At 72.1% G+C, this 19,329-nt stretch carries 15 protein-coding genes; 6 read left to right on the top strand and 9 right to left on the bottom strand.

The features are described from left to right. The first annotated feature begins 242 nt into the window (after positions 1-242). Positions 243-503, top strand: coding sequence for a hypothetical protein (locus ACLBXO_RS17395; RefSeq protein ID WP_331314565.1), 261 nt, complete (start codon positions 243-245; stop codon positions 501-503). Positions 504-673: 170 nt separating this feature from the next. Here ACLBXO_RS17395 and ACLBXO_RS17390 read toward each other — a convergent pair whose 3' ends face one another. Beyond that, positions 674-2,041 carry a glycosyltransferase gene (locus tag ACLBXO_RS17390; protein ID WP_447686120.1) on the bottom strand — a complete coding sequence of 456 codons (1,368 nt, stop codon included), beginning with the start codon at positions 2,039-2,041 and terminating at the stop codon, positions 674-676. Between the two features lie 439 nt (positions 2,042-2,480). On the opposite strand from ACLBXO_RS17390, the gene dnaE reads away from it, so the two are divergent. Further along, the gene (gene dnaE / locus ACLBXO_RS17385) at positions 2,481-5,999 is read left to right on the top strand and encodes a DNA polymerase III subunit alpha (protein ID WP_331314564.1); all 3,519 of its coding nucleotides are present in this window, start codon (positions 2,481-2,483) and stop codon (positions 5,997-5,999) included. Here the strand turns inward: dnaE and ACLBXO_RS17380 are convergent. After that, complete coding sequence (locus tag ACLBXO_RS17380) at positions 5,996-6,619, bottom strand: hypothetical protein (protein ID WP_331314562.1); 624 nt, start codon at positions 6,617-6,619, stop codon at positions 5,996-5,998. The two genes, dnaE and ACLBXO_RS17380, sit on opposite strands and share 4 nt — an antisense overlap. Positions 6,620-6,764: 145 nt before the next feature. Here ACLBXO_RS17380 and ACLBXO_RS17375 point away from each other — a divergent pair, with 145 nt between their 5' ends. Further along, positions 6,765-6,938: a hypothetical protein gene (locus tag ACLBXO_RS17375; RefSeq protein ID WP_447686119.1), complete on the top strand. Its 174-nt coding sequence runs from the start codon at positions 6,765-6,767 to the stop codon at positions 6,936-6,938. Positions 6,939-7,076: 138 nt separating this feature from the next. Here the strand turns inward: ACLBXO_RS17375 and ACLBXO_RS17370 are convergent, their stop codons facing one another. Beyond that, complete coding sequence (locus ACLBXO_RS17370) at positions 7,077-7,772, bottom strand: gamma-glutamylcyclotransferase (RefSeq protein WP_331314560.1); 696 nt, start codon at positions 7,770-7,772, stop codon at positions 7,077-7,079. Positions 7,773-7,792: 20 nt separating this feature from the next. After that, positions 7,793-8,194 (bottom strand): hypothetical protein, encoded by a 402-nt coding sequence (locus ACLBXO_RS17365; protein WP_447686118.1) that lies wholly within the window; start codon positions 8,192-8,194, stop codon positions 7,793-7,795. 137 nt (positions 8,195-8,331) lie between these two features. On the opposite strand from ACLBXO_RS17365, the gene recO reads away from it, so the two are divergent. Both recO and parC read left to right on the top strand, forming a co-directional pair. After that, positions 8,332-9,051, top strand: coding sequence for a DNA repair protein RecO (gene recO / locus ACLBXO_RS17360; RefSeq protein WP_331314556.1), 720 nt, complete (start codon positions 8,332-8,334; stop codon positions 9,049-9,051). Between the two features lie 250 nt (positions 9,052-9,301). Next, entirely contained in the window at positions 9,302-11,548 is a 2,247-nt protein-coding gene (gene parC / locus ACLBXO_RS17355) for a DNA topoisomerase IV subunit A (RefSeq protein ID WP_331314554.1), read from the top strand. A 223-nt stretch (positions 11,549-11,771) separates the two neighbouring features. On the opposite strand, the gene ACLBXO_RS17350 is transcribed toward parC, so the two are convergent. The 4 genes from ACLBXO_RS17350 to gltX form a co-directional block, all read right to left on the bottom strand. Continuing rightward, the gene (locus ACLBXO_RS17350) at positions 11,772-12,008 is read right to left on the bottom strand and encodes an amino acid transporter protein (RefSeq protein ID WP_447686117.1); all 237 of its coding nucleotides are present in this window, start codon (positions 12,006-12,008) and stop codon (positions 11,772-11,774) included. 73 nt (positions 12,009-12,081) lie between these two features. Next, entirely contained in the window at positions 12,082-12,966 is an 885-nt protein-coding gene (locus ACLBXO_RS17345; RefSeq protein WP_447686116.1) for a DNA-3-methyladenine glycosylase family protein, read from the bottom strand. Between the two features lie 64 nt (positions 12,967-13,030). After that, a complete protein-coding gene (gene gltA / locus ACLBXO_RS17340) occupies positions 13,031-14,320 on the bottom strand; it encodes a citrate synthase (RefSeq protein WP_273563803.1) in 1,290 nt (429 codons plus the stop codon). Positions 14,321-14,597: 277 nt separating this feature from the next. Beyond that, positions 14,598-16,025 carry a glutamate--tRNA ligase gene (gene gltX, locus ACLBXO_RS17335; RefSeq protein WP_447686115.1) on the bottom strand — a complete coding sequence of 476 codons (1,428 nt, stop codon included), beginning with the start codon at positions 16,023-16,025 and terminating at the stop codon, positions 14,598-14,600. A 204-nt stretch (positions 16,026-16,229) separates the two neighbouring features. Between gltX and ACLBXO_RS17330 the strand changes: the two genes are divergently transcribed. Continuing rightward, positions 16,230-18,533, top strand: a complete 2,304-nt coding sequence (locus ACLBXO_RS17330) for a ComEC/Rec2 family competence protein (protein ID WP_447686114.1) — start codon at positions 16,230-16,232, stop codon at positions 18,531-18,533. On the opposite strand, the gene lexA is transcribed toward ACLBXO_RS17330, so the two are convergent. Further along, positions 18,527-19,255, bottom strand: coding sequence for a transcriptional repressor LexA (gene lexA, locus ACLBXO_RS17325; RefSeq protein WP_331314547.1), 729 nt, complete (start codon positions 19,253-19,255; stop codon positions 18,527-18,529). The two genes, ACLBXO_RS17330 and lexA, sit on opposite strands and share 7 nt — an antisense overlap. Between the last annotated feature and the right edge of the window lie 74 nt (positions 19,256-19,329).

The following is a 19,329-nucleotide window of genomic DNA, read 5'->3' as shown; positions in this document are numbered from 1 at the left end:
CGGTCGTCCCTCGAACGCCGCGCACCGCCAGCCTCGATCAACCACAAGGCGCAGTGATCCGGGACCGTGGCCTGCCCGGGTCCGTGGGCTCACGCTCCCCGCAAGTGCACGCGATTTTTAATCCGTCGCGCCGCGTGCGGCGCGTCACGTCGCGAAAGACACCGGCTCCCTACCTTACCATCACGCTAGATAAAACAGAGCCGAACAACCGGCCTGTACTGCGTGATCTCTGGAGCACCACCATGAAGACCCGTATCGCCGTCGCCGTCACCGCACTTATCCTTGGCGCCGCTCCGATCTCGTCCGCTCTGGCGGCGAACGGGGCCCGCTGGACGGGCCTCGCGCCCTACGAGGTCGAGACCACGGGCTCGCTGGGTCTCGGGGTCCACGACGATCCCAACTATGTCGGCTGTCCGCTGAGCTCGGCCGCCGAGGGCAACGCCAACCAGCAGACCCGGCCGGTGAAGCAGTACGGACAGACCGCCGGCGGCTACCGCTGCTGAGCCGGCGCGAGGACGGATGAAGCTCAAGGCTCTCTCCTACGTCATGATCGGCGCCTTCGTGAGCGGCCTGCTCATGACCTTCGTCGGTTCGGCCACCGCGCTGCTCGGGCAGTGATCGGAGGGCGCCGTCTCCCTCGGGAGGCGGCGCCGCCCGCGTTGGGCCGGCGCGGTCAGAACGCGCGGGACGGGCCGGGGCCGGCCTCGGCGGCCGTCAGCCGCTCGACGTAGTCGCAGGCATCGCGGATGGCATCGGGGCCCTCCGCCATCCGCGCCCGGGCCGCCGCGCAGGCCCGCGCCACCGCCGGATCGGCGAGCAGCCGGCCGAGGACCCGCGCCGCCCGCGCCGGCCGGAACGCGCGCCGGCTCAGGGTGGCGCCGAGATCCCGGTCCTTCAGCCGCCGCCCCTCGTCGAAATGGTCGAAGGCCACCGGCACCACGAGCTGCGGGACGCCCGCGGCCAGGGCCTGCGCCACCGTGCCGACGCCGCCGTGATGGACCAGCGCCGCGCTGCGCGGCAGCAGCGCGCTCAGGGGTGCGTAGGGCAGATGGATGATTTCGGCCGGCAGCGGCCTCGGGATCTGCCCGCCCTGCGGGGCGAGCAGGACGCCGCGCCGGCCCATGCGCCGGCACAGCCGTACCGCGGTGTCGAAGAAGCCGGCGCCCTGGCGCATGGCGGAGCCGTAGGTGAACACGATCGGCGGATCGCCCGCGTCGAGGAACGCTTCCAGTTCCGGCGGCATGGCCGCCACGTCGCCGAACCGGTCGACCAGCGGGAAGCCGAGCTGCACCGCCTGGCCCGGCCAGTCGGCCTGCGGCTCCGCGTACCAGTCGGGGAACATGAGGAGCATGCCGGTCGGGCTGTTCCACCAGTGCCGCAACCGGTAGACCGGATCGAGGCCGAGACGCGCCCGCAAGGCGTTCAGCGGCGGGAGGGTGAACGGGCCGACCGCCACCTTGTCGACGCCGAGATTCACGTAGGCCCGCAGGGCGGCCGGCAGGACGCGCGGCAGCGGCAGGCCCGGCAGACGCGGCGGATCGTACCGGCTCTCGATCAGGAACGGCATGACGTGCAGCGTCGCGGTCGGCAGATCGTAGAGGTCCTGCGCGAGCCGCGCCCCCCAGCCCAGCGGCGAGGCGACCACCCGCAGGTCGATCCCCCGGGCGCGGGTCGCGCCGAGCCACAGGCAGGCCGGCTCGGCCACCTGCAGGGCGTAATCGAACATCGGGCGGAAGCCCTGCTGCGGGTGCCACAGGTCCGGCTGGCGGATCACCGCCTCGTAATCCGCCACCGTGCCCAGCGGCTGGAAGGCGAGGCCGGCCCGGCGGGCCATCGCCTCGAACGGGGCCGGGGCCGCCAGCGAGACGCCGTGACCGCGCTTCAGGAGCTCGTGGCCCAGCGCGATGAACGGCAGCACATCGCCATGGGTGCCGACGGCCACGAGGGCGACGTCGAACCGTTCGACCGTCCGGTGCGCGGGAATGGCGTGCTCCTTCGAACCCCCCAGCCGGTGACGAGCTCGTCTCGAAGGCGGGGGCATGCCAGCCCGCCCGATCCGCATCAAGACACTTTTTACCCTATCGAAGAAACGGGGCCGCGCTGTGGCCCGCAGACCTTCCCAAAGAACAAAACATGAACATACTGGGACCGGAACACGGGAGGCAGGTCGATGCTGAAGCGGATGGTCCTGACCGGAATGGTCGAGTTCATGGCGTTCGGGATGCTGTTCGCGGCGGTGGGCGCCTGGGCGATAGCCTTGGCACCGGTTCGTTAGCCGGATTTTTCCGAAGACGACCCGGTTCCCGCCGCGGGCGGGTTATGCACAGGCGATCGCCGCGCGGACGCCGATTGTCCACAGGTCCGGGCCGAACTGGTGCTTCCGGGGCACGACCGGTGGATATCGTCCTCCGCCCGCCCGGCACACGTCGACTTGAGGCGGGCGAGCGGGGATGCTGCCCGACCCCGGAACAAGGTCGGCCATGCCACGCCAGCTCAAGGAGGTCGGATTCGTCCACCTCCACGTCCACTCGTCCTATTCCCTCCTCGAAGGGGCGCTGAAGGTCGGCACCCTGATCAAGGCGGCGGTCGCCGACAGGCAGCCGGCCCTGGCGCTCACCGACACCAACAACCTGTTCGGCGCGCTGGAATTCTCCGAGAAGGCGGCCGGGGAGGGCGTCCAGCCGATCGCCGGCGTGCAGCTCTCGGTGGCGTTCGAGGCCGCCGACCCGCACCAGCGCCAGGCGCCGACCAGCCACGGCATCGTGCTCCTCGCCCAGGACGAGACCGGCTACGCGAACCTGCTGCGGCTGGCGAGCCGCGCCTATTTCGACACGGCGCTCGGCGAGGCGCCGCGCCTGGATGCCGGGGCCCTGGCCGGCGCCTCGGAGGGGCTGATCGCGCTCACCGGCGGGATGGCGGGGCCCCTCGACGCGGCCTTCCGAGCGGGACGGCCGGAGCTGGCCCTCAACCGCCTGAAGCGCCTGAAGGAGACGTTCGGCGAGGACCGGCTCTACGTCGAGATCCAGCGCCACGGCCAGTCCGAGGAGGGGCGGATCGAGACCGCGCTCCTCGATCTCGCCGGCCGCCACGGCCTCGGGATCGTGGCGACGAACGAGCCCTACTTCGCCAAGCCCGACGATTACGACGCCCACGACGCGCTGCTCGCCATCGCGGAGGGCCGCCTCGTCTCGGACGAGCGCCGCCGACGGCTGACGCCGAGCCACGCCTTCAAGACCCGGGCCGAGATGGCCGAGCTGTTCCGCGACCTGCCGGACGCTCTCCAGGCCACGGTCGAGATCGCCATGCGCTGCGCCGTCCGGGCGCGGACCCGCAAGCCGATCCTGCCGAATTTCGGTGCCGTGGCGGCGGGCGAGGCGCCCCCCATGGCGGAGGCCCTGGCGGAGGCGGCGGACACCAACGTGCAGGCGGTCTCGGCCGACGAGCCGACCGAGCTGCGCCGGCAGGCCGAGGCCGGGCTGGAGCTGCGCCTGAAGCAGCACGGCACGGCGCCGGGCTTCTCCGAGGAGGATTACCGCAAGCGCCTCGAATTCGAGCTCGACGTCATCGTGAAGATGAAGTTCCCGGGCTACTTCCTGATCGTCTCCGACTTCATCAAGTGGGCCAAGGACCACGACATCCCGGTCGGGCCGGGCCGCGGCTCCGGCGCGGGCTCGCTGGTGGCGTGGTCGCTGCTGATCACCGATCTCGACCCGCTCCGGTTCGGCCTGCTGTTCGAGCGCTTCCTCAACCCCGAGCGCGTCTCGATGCCGGATTTCGACATCGACTTCTGCGTCGAGGGCCGCGAGCGGGTGATCAAGTACGTGCAGCAGCGCTACGGCGAGGGGCAGGTCGGGCAGATCATCACCTTCGGTACGCTGCTCGCCCGCGGCGTGCTGCGCGACGTCGGCCGCGTGCTGGAGATGCCCTACGGGCAGGTCGACAAGCTGACCAAGCTCGTGCCGCAGAACCCGGCCAACCCGGTGACGCTCGCCCAGGCGATCGAGGGCGAGCCCAAGCTCCAGCAGGCCATGGAGGAGGAGCCGGTCGTCGGCCGCCTCATCGACATCTCCAAGAAGCTGGAGGGCCTGCACCGCCACGCCTCGACCCACGCGGCCGGCGTGGTGATCGGCGACCGGCCGCTCGAGGAGCTGGTCCCGCTCTACCGCGACCCGAAGACCGGCATGCGGGTCACCCAGTTCAACATGAAGTGGGTCGAGCAGGCCGGGCTGGTGAAGTTCGACTTCCTGGGCCTCAAGACCCTCACCATGCTGCGCTGCTGCACCGATCTGCTGAAGCAGCGCGGCATCGACATCGACCTCGCCTCGCTGCCGCTCGACGACCCGAACACCTACGGGCCGATGGGCCGGGGCGAGACGGTCGGCGTGTTCCAGGTGGAATCGGCCGGCATGCGCAAGGCGCTCTGCGAGATGCAGGCCGACCGGCTGGAGGACATCATCGCCCTGGTGGCGCTCTACCGGCCGGGCCCGATGGCCAACATCCCGGTCTACTGCGAGCGCAAGCTCGGCCGCGACGCCGGCAACGAGGCGTCTTGGTACCCGGATCCGAAGCTGGAGCCGATGCTGAAGGAGACCTTCGGCATCATCGTCTACCAGGAACAGGTGATGGAGATCGCGAAGGTGCTCGCCGGCTACTCGCTCGGCGAGGCCGACATGCTCCGGCGCGCCATGGGCAAGAAGATCCGCGCCGAGATGGACGCGCAGCGTGACCGGTTCCTGAAGGGCTGCACCGAGCGGGGGCTGACCAAGGCCAAGGCCAACGAGATCTTCGACCTCTTGGCCAAGTTCGCCGATTACGGCTTCAACAAGAGCCACGCGGCGGCCTACGCGCTGCTGACCTACCAGACCGCCTACCTGAAGGCGAACCACCCGGTCGAGTTCCTGGCCGCCGCCATGACGCTCGACATCGACAACACCGACAAGCTCGCGGAATTCCGCCAGGACGCGCAGCGCCTGAAGATCACGGTCGAGCCGCCCTCGATCAACACCTCGGGCGAGGTGTTCGAGGTGCGCGACGGCAAGATCTTCTACGCGCTCGCCGCCATCAAGGGCGTCGGCCGCGAGGCGGTGCGGGCGCTGGTCGAGGCCCGCGGCGACCGGCCGTTCAAGGACCTCGCCTGCCTCGCCCGCCGGTTGAACCCCCGGATGATCAACAAGCGCACCCTGGAGAGCCTGGTCCAGGCCGGGGCCCTCGACTGCATCGAGCCGGACCGGGCGCGCGCCTTCGCGGCGGTCGAGCCGATGATGAGGCTCGCCGCCAGCGCGGCGGAGGCGGAATCGGCCGGCGTCACCGACATGTTCGGCGGCGTGGTGGCGGACGACGTGTCCCTGCGCATCCCGCCCCACGAGATCTGGCCGATGGCCGACACGCTGAAGCGCGAGTACGCGGCGATCGGGTTCTTCATCTCGGGCCACCCGCTGGACGAGTACGGCGACCTGCTCGACAAGCTGCGGGTGCAGAGCTGGACGGATTTCTGCCGCGCGGTGCGGGCCGGGACCTCGAGCGTCGGCCGGGTGGCGGCCTCGGTGCTCGACCGGGCCGAGCGGCGGACCAAGACCGGCAACAAGATGGGCATCGTCACCCTGTCGGACCGGACCGCGCATTTCGAGGCGATCATCTTCTCCGAGGGGCTCGGCCAGTACCGCGACATCCTGGAGCCGGGCCGCCCGCTGGTGCTCCAGCTCCAGGCGAATCTGGAGGGCGAGGACGTGCGCGCCCGCATCCTCACCGCGGAGCCCCTGGACCAAGCGGTGGCGCGCCATCAGAAGGGCATGCGCATCCATCTGAGCGACCCGCGCGGCGTCGCTCCGGTGCAGCAGCGCCTGTCGATGCGCGGCGAGAGCGAGGTCTCGCTGATCCTCAAGCTCGACGGCGGCGAGCGCGAGGTGGAGATCCGGCTGCCGGGCAAGTTCCAGGCGAGCCCGGCACTGGCCGGCCAGCTCCGGACCGTGCCGGGGGTGGTGCAGGTGGAGGTGAGTTAGAACGGCGCCGCGAGGCAGCCGGTCAGGGCGCCCTTCAGCGCGGCGGCGTCGGCCTCCGCCACCGTGAACGCCGCCGTCAGGGTCGGGTCCTCGCCGCGCGGGCTCGCCTGCGTCCAGGTCAGCTTGGTGCCGGGCTGGACGAGGGCCAGGGCGACCCCGCGCAGCGGATCCTCGCCGCGGCGCGCGCCCGTCACCGTCAGGGTGAAGCCCGACTCCGGCCCGGTCGCGGCGCCCCGCACCGGCATGCGCGCGGAGCGCACGCTGCCGGCGCTGGACACCAGGAGGCCCGTGAGGGGCTTCTCGCTCTCGGCCCCTTCGAGGCCCGCGAAGTCGAAGCGCGGCGCCAGCTCGGCGAAGCGCGGCACGGTCAGGGCCGCCGACAGGCCGGTGCCGGCCGGATCGCAGGCGACGTGCAGGGTCGCCGGCCGGTGGTCCACCGCGAGGGTCGCGGTACCGGTCAGGTCCGCGCTGCCGCCGGGCCCCCGGGCGCTGCCGGCGAGCAGGGGGGTCCGGCCGGTGAGGATGTCGGACAGGCTCTCCCCGCGGCTCAGCGGCCCGGCCAGGAGTGCTGCGGCGGCGATGACGACCACCGCCAGGGCCACGCCGATCCGGAGCCGCATCCTATCCTCCCCCTGTGGACATCACGGGCGGGCGGCATAGACGATCGCGGCCGCATCGCAACCCTTCCTTCACCACGCCCGCGGGAATCCGACCGCCCGCGCGCCCGCGTGCACCGCAGCAACTCCGTAAAAACCGATCGTTCCTATGCACCGTCGCTCAAGCCTGAGCGTCGCCATGCGCACGAAGATCCTGCTCGTCCTCACCCTCCTCGTCTACGTCACCACCGGCCGTGCCCCCGGCTTCCGGGAGCCGCGCAACCCGTACGCGGAGCACGGCGGCGGGCGCCTCGTGGTCGCGACCAAGCGCGCCTGGATCTGAGCCGCGGCCCGGTCGAGGAAACCGCCATCGCGACGGGAGCGAGGCGACCCGGGGCAGCCCCACATCTCCGCGTCTGGCGCCGGTGGACCGCCGCGCTCGCGTGGGCGGCTGCTCCGACGGGATCGACAGGAGACCGTCTCACGCCGCAGGCGCGCAGGCCCTGAGCCGCGCGGCCACCAGGGCCTGGAGGTTCCAGAGGTGGCGGTCGCGGATGCCGAGGCGCTCGCAGGCCTCCACGGTCCGAAACAGGTACTCGGCGCTCGGCCCCTTGTGACCGCAGGCCGCGGCGATCTTCTCGGCGATCTCGGTATCCGAGAGGCGGCCGGCGTAGCGGTCGCTGGCCCGGTTGGCGAGGAAGGTCAGGGCCGGGACGGTCCCGGCCTCGGTGGCGACCGGCAGCCAGCGGGCGACGTAGCCGCGGCCGCGCATCTCGCGGCGCCAGACCGGCATCAGCGCCTCGCGGATCTCCATGCCGGGCAGGCGGAAGGCCACGCCCCGGCACAGGCCGCCGCGGTCCAGCGCCAGGACGAAGCCCGGCCGCTCCGGAGTGCCGCGGAAGCGGCGCTGGAGCAGGCAGAAGCGGCGGTGGAAGCCGCGCACCGTCCCGATCCGGCGTTCGGCCACCGGGAATTCCGGATTCCACATCAGCGAGCCGTAGGCGAAGACCCAGAGGTCGCTGCCCTCGCGCCCGGCGACGATCGCGTCGAGCCCGGGGCGCAGCTCCGCGTCCGAGAGAACCTCGAGGGCGCTCGGGTCGTCGGGGATCGGGACGGCGTGGGCGCGGGCGATCAGGTCGAGGCTGAGGTCGAGGGTGCGGGCGGGCGCGGCGGGCATGGGCCGTCAACGCCCAGGCCTCACGGCTTGTTGCCCAGCGCGTCGAGTTCGGGGAAGGGCCGGGTGCGATGCCCGATGCAGACCTCGTCGTCGTCGAGCACCGAGAGCCGGTCGTTCTCTGCGACCAGCGCGATCCTCGGGCGCTCGGGCTTGCCGAAGGTCCGGCCGTACATGCGACCCGAGACGCAGTAGATCACCCGGCCGCCCTCCGCGATCGGCCCGGCGATCCGGCTGCCCGCGAACCGGACCGGCAGCAGGGACGCCGCGCCGAAATCGACCTGCCTGAGCGCCAGGGCGGCGATGCGCCGGAGGAGGGCCGGGGAGGGGACGGCCTCGGCGGCGGGCTCCGGTGCCCGCGGCGCGGCCCGCGCACCGGCGGCGAGGAGGACCAGGAGGGCGGTGAGGGCGGCGCGGCGCGGCATCGGTCACCGCTACCCGGCCAAGGCTGCCCGGGGCTTGGCACCGCGCGGGGCAGCGCCGACGGCCGCGACTCCCTATATGGGGGGCACGCGCGGCGCACGCCTCTCACCCGACTCCTCTCACGAAGACGCGACGTTCGATGCAGTGGACCGACGACGCCCTGGTGCTCGGCCTGCGCCGGCACGGGGAGACCGGCGTCATCCTCGAGGCCATGACCGAGGCCCACGGGCGCCATCTCGGCCTCGTGCATGGCGGCCGCTCGCGCCGGATGCAGCCCGTGCTGCAGGCCGGGAACCGGGTCCGCCTGACGTGGCGGGCGCGCCTCGACGAGGGGCTCGGCGCCTACGCGGTCGAGCCCCTGGATTCGCAGGTCTCGCGGCTGATCGGATCGAGCCTCGCCCTCTACGGCATGAACCACATGGCGGCCCTGCTGCGGCTGCTCCCCGAGCGCGACCCGCATCCGGCGCTCTACGAGGCGGCGGGGATCCTGATCGAGCATCTCGACGATCCCGCCGTCGCGCCGCCCCTGATGGTGCGGTTCGAGCTGGCCATCCTGTCGGAGCTCGGCTTCGGCCTCGACCTCACCGCCTGCGCGGCCACCGGCGGCAACGATGGCCTGGCCTACGTGTCGCCCAAGAGCGGCCGGGCGGTCAGCGCCTCGGCCGGCGAGCCCTACAGGGACCGCCTGCTGGCGCTGCCGACCTTCCTGCACGCGGGCGGATCCCCCGGTCCCGACGGCGTTGCGCAAGGGTTTACCTTGACGGGGTACTTCCTCGACCGGCACGTCTGGGGCCCGCGCGGCCTCGGGCCGCCCGAGGAGCGGGCGCGATTCGTTGCGCTCGGCCGCGAGGCCGGGTAATGTTCGTGTTCTGTTCCAATCACGCCCGGGCCTGAGCGCCGCTCGACCCGGGACGAACAAACCCGTCATTCCGGGGCCGCGGAGCGGAGCCCGGAATCCAGACGCGCGCGCGACCCGGCAGGATCGTCGGTCTCCTCCGGGACGGCAGGCGGGTCTGGATTCCGGGCGCGCCTCCCGCGCCCCGGAATGACGGACCGCTGCATGAGGTGGCGCGGCCGTTCGGCGGCCCCGCCCTGAGACAGGAGCCGTCATGGGCCAGCCCTTCGAGCCGCCGTCCGGCGACGGGATCGAGAGCGTCGAGCTGAAATCCGCCCTGGAGGAGCGCTACCTCGCCTACGCGCTCTCCACGATCATGCACCGGGCCCTGCCGGATGCCCGCGACGGGCTGAAGCCGGTGCACCGGCGCATCCTGTACGGGATGCGGCTGCTCCGCCTCGACCCGACCACCGCGCACAAGAAGTGCGCGAAGATCGTCGGCGACGTGATGGGCGATTTCCACCCCCACGGCGACCAAGCGATCTACGACGCGCTCGTCCGGCTCAGCCAGGACTTCGCCCAGCGCTACCCGCTGGTCGACGGCCAGGGCAATTTCGGCAACATCGACGGCGACGGCCCCGCCGCCTACCGCTACACCGAGGCGCGGCTCACCGAAGTCGCACGCCTGCTCCTCGACGGCATCGACGAGGACACGGTCGATTTCCGGCCCTCCTACAACGGCGAGAAGGAGGAGCCGGTCGTGCTGCCGGCGGCCTTCCCCAACCTGCTCGCCAACGGCAGCCAGGGCATCGCGGTCGGCATGGCGACCTCGATCCCGCCGCACAACGCCGCCGAGCTGTGCGACGCCGCGCTCTACCTGATCAACCACCCCGAGGCGACCTCGGGACAGCTCGCCAAGTTCGTGCAGGGGCCGGACTTCCCGACCGGCGGCATCCTGGTCGACTCGGCCGAATCGATCGCCGAGGCCTACCGGACCGGCCGCGGCGCCTTCCGGGTCCGCGCCCGCTGGGCCAAGGAGGATCTCGGCCGCGGCACCTGGAACATCGTCGTCACCGAGATCCCCTACGGCATCCCGAAGGGCCGGCTCATCGAGAAGATGGCCGAGCTGCTGCAGGAGAAGAAGCTGCCGCTCTTGGCCGACGTGCGCGACGAGTCGGCCGAGGACGTGCGCGTGGTGCTGGAGCCGCGCTCGCGCACGGTCGATCCGGTGATCCTGATGGAGTCGCTGTTCCGGCTCACGGAACTCGAGACCCGCATCCCGCTCAACCTCAACGTCCTGGTCGGCGGCCTCGTGCCGAAGGTGATCGGGCTCGCCGAGTGCCTGCGCGAGTGGGTCGACCACCGCCGCGTGGTCCTGCAGCGCCGCTCGCGCTACCGCCTCGGCCAGATCGACCGGCGCCTGGAGATCCTGGGCGGGTTGCTCATCGTCTACCTCGACCTCGACGAGGTGATCCGCATCATCCGCGAGGAGGACGAGCCGAAGGCCGCCCTCATGGCCCGGTTCGAGCTGACCGAGGTGCAGGCCAACGCGATCCTCGACACCCGGCTGCGGTCCCTGCGCAAGCTGGAGGAGATGGAGCTGAAGCGCGAGTTCGAGGCGCTCACCGCCGAGAAGGCCGAGATCGACGCGCTGCTGGCCTCCGAGCCGGCGCAGTGGAAGGCGATCCAGGCGCAGATCCGCGCCGTGAAGAAGACCTTCGGGCCCGAGACCAAGCTGGGCAGGCGCCGCACGACGCTGGCGAGCCCGCCGGATGTCGGCGGCATCGACTTCACCGCCGCCCTGGTCGAGCGCGAGCCGATCACCGTGATCGTCTCGACCAAGGGCTGGATCCGGGCACTGAAGGGCCACGTCGCCGATCTCTCGGGCATCGCGTTCAAGGGCGATGACACCCTGAAGATCGCCTTCCCGACCGAGACGACCCAGAAGATCCTGCTGCTCGCCACGAACGGGAAGGTCTTCACCCTGGAGGCCTCGAAGCTGCCGGGCGGGCGCGGCTTCGGCGACCCGGTCCGGCTGATGGCCGACCTCGACGACGGCACCGAGATCGTGGCGGCGCTACCCTACCGGCCGGAGACCAAGCTGCTGATCGCCGGCTCCGACGGGCGCGGCTTCGTGGCGCCCGCCGACGCGCTCGTGGCCAACACCCGCAAGGGCAAGAGCGTGCTCGGCCTCGACGGCGACGCAACCGCGGCCGTGCTGGTGCCGGCCGAGGGCGACCACGTCGCGGTGGTGAACACCGAGAAGCTGCTCCTGATCTTCCCGGTCTCCGAGGTTGCCGAACTCGCCCGCGGCAAGGGGGTCCGGCTCCAGCGCTGCCGCAGCGGGACGCTCCTCGACGCGCACGTGTTCAAGCTCGCCGACGGCCTGCCCTGGCAGGACGGCTCTCCGGAGGGCCGACTCGCCAACGCCTCGGTGCTGGAGAAGTGGCTCGGCCACCGGGCCGAGGTCGGGCTGATGATGGCGCGCAGCTTCCCGAAGTTCGAGCGGTTCGGGCGCTGAGAGAGGGCGAGAGGGTGACGGGCTTCCAACCCGCGCCCTCATCCTGAGGTGACCGCGTCAGCGGGCCTGGAAGGGCGCATCTGACATGCTCCGGCGCCTCGGGATCAAGAGCGGGTGCGATGAGTCCTATGTCGGTGCGAACGCTGGTCTAACCAGAGCGCACCCAGGGCCAGCACGCCCCCACCGATTGGGACAGCGAGCAAAAGGAGAAACTGGGCTATCGTCATGGGCGAAGGTTCCGCAAGGCGTGCCTCACGACCCAAAGTATGACGCCAGTCATGATCCAGCCAATCGCCATCGCGACGAGTACGGTCGCGAAGTGAGGGCTATCCGATAGCGCAGTCGAGATGAACGGCGCGAAACCACCCACAGCGAAGATCGCGACAGCGAGACCATTGGCGTAGGTCGACGTGAACTTGATGCGCTCGTTCGCGACGAGCTTCTCGTCCCCGTCCGACATCGAATCCGAGCCCCCGACCGGCACTGGCGTCAGCCCACCCTGGCGATGTGGGGAACGAACGACGCCCCTCGCTTCACCGTCCCTTCGCGGCCGCCTCGTCCGCCGCCCAGAGGTGCTGCGCCGCGTAGGCCCGGAACGGGCGCCACGCCTCGGCCCGCGCCAGCAGCGCGGCCGGACTGGGACGGCCGGTGCCGCTCTCCAGGGCCCGCAGCAGGCCGACATCGCCCACCGGCAGGGCGTCGGGCAGCTTGAGCGCCCGCATGGCGATGTACTGTGCCGTCCAGGGCCCGATCCCCCGGATCGCCGTGAAGCGCAGCACCGCTTCCTCCAGGCTTCCCGCCGGGGCGAACAGGTCCCGATCGGCCAGCGCCGCCGCCGCGAGCGCCCGGATCGCCGCGCCGCGGGCCCGCGGCATGTTGAGCGCCAGGGCCACATCCGCCTCGACGAGATCGTCCGGCGCCGGGAAGACATGGGTCAGGCCGCCGACCGGCGCGGCGAGCCGCGTCCCGAAGGCCGCGACCAGTTTCCCCGCGAGCCCGATCGCGGCGGCGACGGAGACCTGCTGCCCGAGGATCGCCCGGCAGCCGGTCTCGAACGGATCCCAGGCGCCCGGCAGGCGCAAGCCCGGCCGAGCCGCCACGAGGGGCGCCAGAACTGGATCCCCGGCGAGGCAATCCACGATGGCGGCCGGGTCGGCGTCGCAGTCGAACAGGCGTCGCAGGCGCGCGGTGACCGCGGGAACGTCGGCCGGATCGACGCAACGGAGCCCGACCCGTAGGCCCTCGTCCCCGGGCCGCACCGTCAGGATGCCGTGGCGCCCCGCCAGATGCACGGTGCGCGCATAGGCCGAGCCGTCGGTCTCGACCGTCTCGACACCGGGAATTGCCCGCTTGGCCAGGAAGGCGCGGATCGCCGCCCAGTCGTAGGGCGGCCGAAAGGGCAGTCGGAGTTCGATCACCTCCGAAACCGCGAAGGGCGGCCTCTCGGCCGCCCCCGAATCGTATCCGAGGACAGGCTCCGCCTCAGCCGCGCTGGTCGACCGCCACGTAGTCGCGCTGGGCCGGGCCGACGTAGAGCTGGCGCGGACGGCCGATCTTCTGCGACGGGTCCTCGATCATCTCGGCCCACTGGGCGATCCAGCCGACCGTGCGGGCCACCGCGAACAGCACCGTGAACATGTCGGTGGGGAAGCCCATCGCCTTGAGGGTGATGCCCGAGTAGAAATCGATGTTCGGGTAGAGCTTCTTCTCGATGAAGTACTCGTCCTTGAGGGCGATCTGCTCCAGCTCCATGGCGACGTGGAGCAGCGGATCGTCGGTCTTGCCGAGCTCCTTCAGCACCTGGTGGGTGGTGCTCTGCATGATCCGGGCGCGCGGGTCGTAGTTCTTGTAGACCCGGTGACCGAAGCCCATCAGGCGGAACGGGTCGTTCTTGTCCTTGGCCTTGGCGACGTACTTCCCGACGTTCTCCGGGGTGCCGATCTCCATCAGCATCTTGAGCGCGGCCTCGTTGGCGCCGCCATGGGCCGGGCCCCACAGGCAGGCGATGCCGGCCGCGATGCAGGCGAAGGGATTGGCGCCCGAGGAGCCCGCGAGGCGCACCGTCGAGGTCGAGGCGTTCTGCTCGTGGTCGGCGTGCAGGATGAAGATCTTGTCGAGCGCCCGAGCGAAGACCGGGTTCACCTCGTACTCCTCGCACGGCACCGCGTAGCACATGCGCAGGAAATTCGACGTGTAGTCGAGGTCGTTCTTCGGGTACACGAAGGGCTGGCCGATCGAGTACTTGTAGGCCATCGCGGCGAGCGTCGGCATCTTGGCGATCATGCGGATCGACGCGATCAGCCGCTGGCTCTCGTCCGTGATGTCAGTCGAATCGTGGTAGAAGGCCGAGAGGGCGCCCACCGAGGCGACCATCACGGCCATCGGGTGCGCGTCGCGGCGGAAGCCGGTGAAGAACCGGTTCATCTGGTCGTGCACCATGGTGTGGCGCGTGACCCGGTACTCGAAATCGGCCCGCTGGGCGGCGGTCGGCAGGGCGCCGAACAGCATCAGGTAGCAGGTCTCGAGGAAGTCGCCCTTCTCGGCGAGCTGCTCGATCGGGTAGCCGCGGTACAGCAGCACGCCCTCGTCACCGTCGATGTAGGTGATCTTCGATTCGCACGAGGCCGTCGAGGTGAAGCCCGGGTCGAAGGTGAAGGCGCCGGTCTGGGCGTAGAGCTTGCCGATATCGATCACGTCCGGCCCGATCGTGCCGGATTTCACCGGCAGCTCGATCGACTTGCCGTCCACGGTGATGGTGCTGGGTGCGCTCATGGATCGTGGACCCTTCTCTGGCGACGTGGCGGATGCCGGCCTCGGGCTGGCCGAGTCGGTCCCGGGGGCCTGAGCACACGCATTATGCTGCGGGTGCTCACAGCCATGGGTTACCCAAACGGCAGTGCAGCAGCAACGGGGTCGGTGACAACCCGCCCCCGTCGCCAAGCGAATTCCGCCAACCGGATTCCACCCAACGCAATCCGGGCCGGGGCCGGCAGTTCCCTGTCCGCCCCCGGTCCGGGCGCGGCGATCCCAGCCCTGTCTCTGCCCTGCCTCAGCCCTGCGGCGCCTGATCCCCGAGGCGCGCCAGGGTTTCCTCCCGGCCGAGCACCGCCATGACGTCGAACAGGGGCGGGGAGGTGGTGCGGCCGGTCAGCGCCGCGCGCAGGGGCTGGGCAACCTGCCCGAGCTTGCAACCGGCCGCCTCCGCGTACTGGCGCACCGCGCCCTCGGTGGCGGCCGCGCTCCAGTCGGGCAGCGCCTCGAGCACCGGCCGCACCCCGGCGAGGCGGCCGCGCCCCTCGTCGGAGAGGAGAGCGCGGGCCTTGTCGTCCAGCGCCAGGGGCCGCTGGGCGTAGAGATAGTAGGCGCTGTCGAGGAGCTCGATCAGCGTCTTGGCCCGCTCCTTCAGGCCCGGCATGGCCTGGATGAGCTTGTTCCTGAGGTCGGGCCGCAGCGGCGCCGACAGGCCGCGCTCCGGCCCGACGTTGGGCAGGATGGTCTCGATCGCCGCGACGAGGTCGGAATCGGCGCTGGTGCGGATGTAGAGGCCGTTGAGGTTGGCGAGCTTGGCGAAGTCGAACCGCGCCGCCGAGCGGCCGACCGCGCCGAGGTCGAAGGCCGCGACCATCTCGTCGGTGGAGAAGACCTCCTGGTCGCCGTGGCTCCAGCCGAGCCGCACGAGGTAGTTGCGCAGCGCCGCCGGCAGGTAGCCGAGGTCGCGATAGGCCTCGACGCCGAGCGCCCCGTGGCGCTTCGAGAGCTTGGCCCCGTCCGCCCCGTGGATCAGCGGGATATGGGCCATCCGGGGGATCTCCCAGCCGAGGGCCGAGAAGATCTGGCTCTGGCGCGCCGCGTTGGTGAGGTGGTCGTCGCCGCGGATGATCTGCGTGACGCCCATGTCGTGGTCGTCGACCACGACGGCGAGCATGTAGGTCGGCGTCCCGTCCGAGCGCAGCAGGACGAGGTCGTCGAGGTCCTTGTTGGCCCAGGTCACGCGGCCCTGGACGGCGTCCTCGACCACCGTCTCGCCCTCGGTCGGCGCGCGCAGGCGGATCACCGGCTTGACCCCGGCGGGGGCCTCGGACGGGTCGCGGTCGCGCCAGCGGCCGTCGTAGCGCGGGGCGCGCCCCTCCGCGCGGGCGGTCTCGCGCATCTGCGCGAGTTCCTCGGCGGTGGCGTAGCAGTGATAGGCGCGGCCCGCGGCCAGCAGCTCCTCGGCGACCGCGCGGTGGCGCTCGGCGCGGGAGAACTGGAAAACCACGTCGCCGTCCCAGTCGAGGCCGAGCCAGGAGAGGCCGTCGAGGATCGCGTCGATCGCCCCCTTGGTGGAGCGCTCGCGGTCGGTGTCCTCGATGCGCAGCAGCATCTTGCCGCCGGTGTGGCGGGCGTAGAGCCAGTTGAACAAGGCCGTGCGGGCCCCGCCGATATGCAGGTAGCCGGTGGGCGAGGGGGCGAAGCGCGTGACGACGGCTGAGGACATCGGTCCGGTACGTTCCGGGGCTGGTCGCGGGCGGGGCGCGACGGACGGCGAGAGGGCGGCGAAGGGGCGGCGGAGCGGCGAGGGGCTCGACAGGGCGCCCGTAGCACGAAGAACCCGCTGTAGCACGGGCCGGCGGATGCGTTAAGAATCGCCCGCAGAATCGCCCGGCCCCGACGACAGGTCGCGCGGAGCGGGGCGGCGGCGATGCGGCGGATCGGCGCGAGGCGGGTGGACGGCGCGGTCGCGCTGCTCGGCCCGCGCGTCCGAGCCCTCCCGCCCGCCCTCCCGGCGCTCCGCGACTGGGCCGCCGTCGGCCTCGCCCGCGAGGTTGAGCAGCGCCGTCTGTTCCCCTGGCTGGCGGTGGCCTTCGGCGGCGGGATCCTGGCCTACTTCGCGGCGGCCGACGGCGCGCCGAGCCTCGCCGCGCCCCTGATCGCGGCCGCCCTCGCGCTGGCCCCGGTCCCCGTCCTCGGCGCGCGGCCGGCAGCCCTCGCGGCGGCGCTCGCGGTGGCGGCCGCGTTCCTCGGCTTCGCGGCGGCGACCTGGCGGGTCTCGCAGGTCGCCGCCCCGATCCTCACCCGCACCGCGATCGGCCCGCTCGTCGGAACGGTGGAGGCCCTGGACGAGCGCGAGGTCGGCGCCCGGCTGGTGATCCGGGTGGAGAGCTTCGCCGGCCTCGCGCCGGAGGCACGGCCCGCCCGGGTCCGGGTCTCGTTCCGGAAGACGCCGATCCCGCGTCCCGGGGACGGCGTCGCCGCCACGGCCCGGCTGCTGCCGCCCCCGGAGGCGGCCCGGCCCGGCGGCTACGACTTCGCCCGGGACGCCTACTTCCAGGGGATCGGCGCGGTGGGCTCGCTGGTCGGCGCCGTCACCGTCCGGGAACCGTCCGGGCCGCCGCCGCTCGGCCTGCGGCTCGCCGCGGCGCTGGACGCGGCGCGCAACGGGCTCACGCGCCGGATCGCGGAGGCCGCCGGCGGCCAAGCGGGCGCGGTGGCGGCGGCCCTGGTGACCGGCAAGCGCGGCCTCATCGGACCGGCGACCAACGACGCGCTCCGCGCCGCCGGCATCTATCACGTGGTGTCGATCTCGGGCCTCCACATGGTGCTCGCCGCCGGCGTGGTGTTCTGGCTGGTCCGGGCGGTTCTCGCGGCGGTACCGCTCTGCGCGCTGCTCTGGCCGATCAAGAAGATCGCCGCCGGCTTCGCGATGGTCGGCGTCACCGCCTACTGCGCCTTCTCGGGCTGGGACATCGCGGCCGAGCGCTCGCTGATCATGACCCTGATCATGCTGGGCGCGATCCTGGTGGACCGGCCGGCCCTGTCGATGCGCAACCTCGCCCTCGCGGCGCTGATCGCGCTCGCCCGGGAGCCGGAGGGCCTGCTCGGCCCGAGCTTCCAGATGTCCTTCGGCGCCGTGGCCGGGCTGATCGCCTGCGCGCGGCTGATTGACGGCCGGCTGTTCGTGCGCCCGGGGGCAGGGCGGATCGGGCGGATCGTCGGCGCGGGCCTCTCGGCGATCACCGGGACCCTGGCCACGACCCTGGTGGCGCAGGTCGCGACCGCGCCCTTCGCCACCTACCACTTCCAGACCGTCCAGCCCTTCGGCCTCGTCGGCAACGCCCTGACCCTGCCGCTCGTCTCCCTGGTGGTGATGCCCGCCGCGGTGATCGGGTGCCTCGCCTATCCCTTCGCCCTCGACCGGCCGGTTTGGTGGCTGATGGGGCAGGCGGTGGCCGGGATGCTGGCGATCTCGAACTGGATCGCCGGGTTCGAGCGGGCGATCCTGGTGCTGCCGGCCTTCGGCGCCGGGGCGCTGGCGCTGCTCACCGCCGGCCTGCTGCTGGCGACGCTGCCGGCCTCGCGCCTGCGCTGGCTCGCCGTGCCGCCGGTCCTGCTCGGGCTCGTCCTCGCGGCCCGGCCGGACCGCTACGACCTCTACGTCGACCGGCAGGGCGCGGGCGCCGCGGTGCGGGGGCCGGACGGGCGGCTCGCGGCCCTCGGAAGCCCCTCCGGCTTCGTCCTCGAGCAGTGGCTGAAGGCGGACGGCGACGGGCGGCGACCCGCGGCGCTGATCGTCCGGTCGGGCAGCGGGCGCTGCGACCGGCTCGGCTGCACCGCCAGGCTGCCGGACGGGCAGGCGGTCGCCCTGGTCCGGGACCGGCGGGCCTTCCCGGAGGATTGCGCCCGCGCCGCGGTCCTGATCACGGGCCTCGCGGCGCCGCCGACCTGCACGGGCCCCCTGGTGATCGACCGGCGGGTCCTCGCCGCCCGCGGGGCGGTGGCTCTCCGGACCGACGGCGACGGCTTCGCCGCGCGCTACGCCCGGGACGACGGCCGCGCTGTGCCCTGGCGGCCGGCCGCGGGGCGCGGGCCGGGAGAGCCGCGGCCGGTCACCGCGGAGCCGGGCGACCGCGCCGCGGAGGACGGGGTCGTCGCGACGCCGGAGGCCGACGCCGCGCCGGGCGGAGACCTCGCCCCCGGCGACGCGCCGGCCGAGCCGCTTCAGTAGCGGCGGACGAGGCTGACGAGGCGGCCTTGGATCCGGACCCGGTCGGGCCCGAGCACGCGGGTCTCGTAGGCCGGGTTGGCGGCCTCCAGGGCGATGGAGGAGCCGCGGCGGCGCAGGCGCTTGAGCGTCGCCTCCTCGTCATCGATCAGCGCCACGATGATGTCGCCGGTATTGGCCGTTTCCTGCTTGCGGATGACCACGAGGTCGCCGTCCAGGATGCCGGCCTCGACCATCGAGTCGCCGCGCACCTCGAGGGCGTAGTGCTCGCCGCCGGCCACGAAGTCCGGCGACAGGGTGATGGCGTGGCTCTGGTTCTGGATCGCCGAGACGGGCGTGCCGGCCGCGATCCGGCCCATGACGGGGATCGAGATGGCGCGGCCGGACTCGTCGATCATCCGCGTGCTCGCCGGGGCCGGCGGCGGCTTGGACTTGCCGCCCTCGACCACGCTAGGCGTGAAGCGGCGCGGCTCGGCGGGGGCCTGAGTCGCCGGGACGGCCTGGGTCAGGCTCTCGGGGATGCGGATCACCTCGATGGCGCGCGCCCGATTCGGGAGGCGCCGGAGGAAGCCGCGCTCCTCGAGCGCTGTGATCAGCCGGTGGATGCCGGATTTCGACTTGAGATCGAGGGCATCCTTCATCTCGTCGAAGGACGGCGGGACACCGCATTCCTGCATCCGGCTCTGGATGAATCGCAGGAGGTCCAGCTGCTTGCGCGTGAGCATCGACGGGGGACTCGCGGCTTGGCGGACCGCCACGTGACGGTCTCCGAAACAAATCACGAACAGGTTAAACGTTC

It is taken from the genome of Methylobacterium sp. C33D (assembly GCF_053345825.1).
Note: the sequence above shows the minus strand (reverse complement) of the source record. Positions and strands in the feature narration are given on the sequence as shown.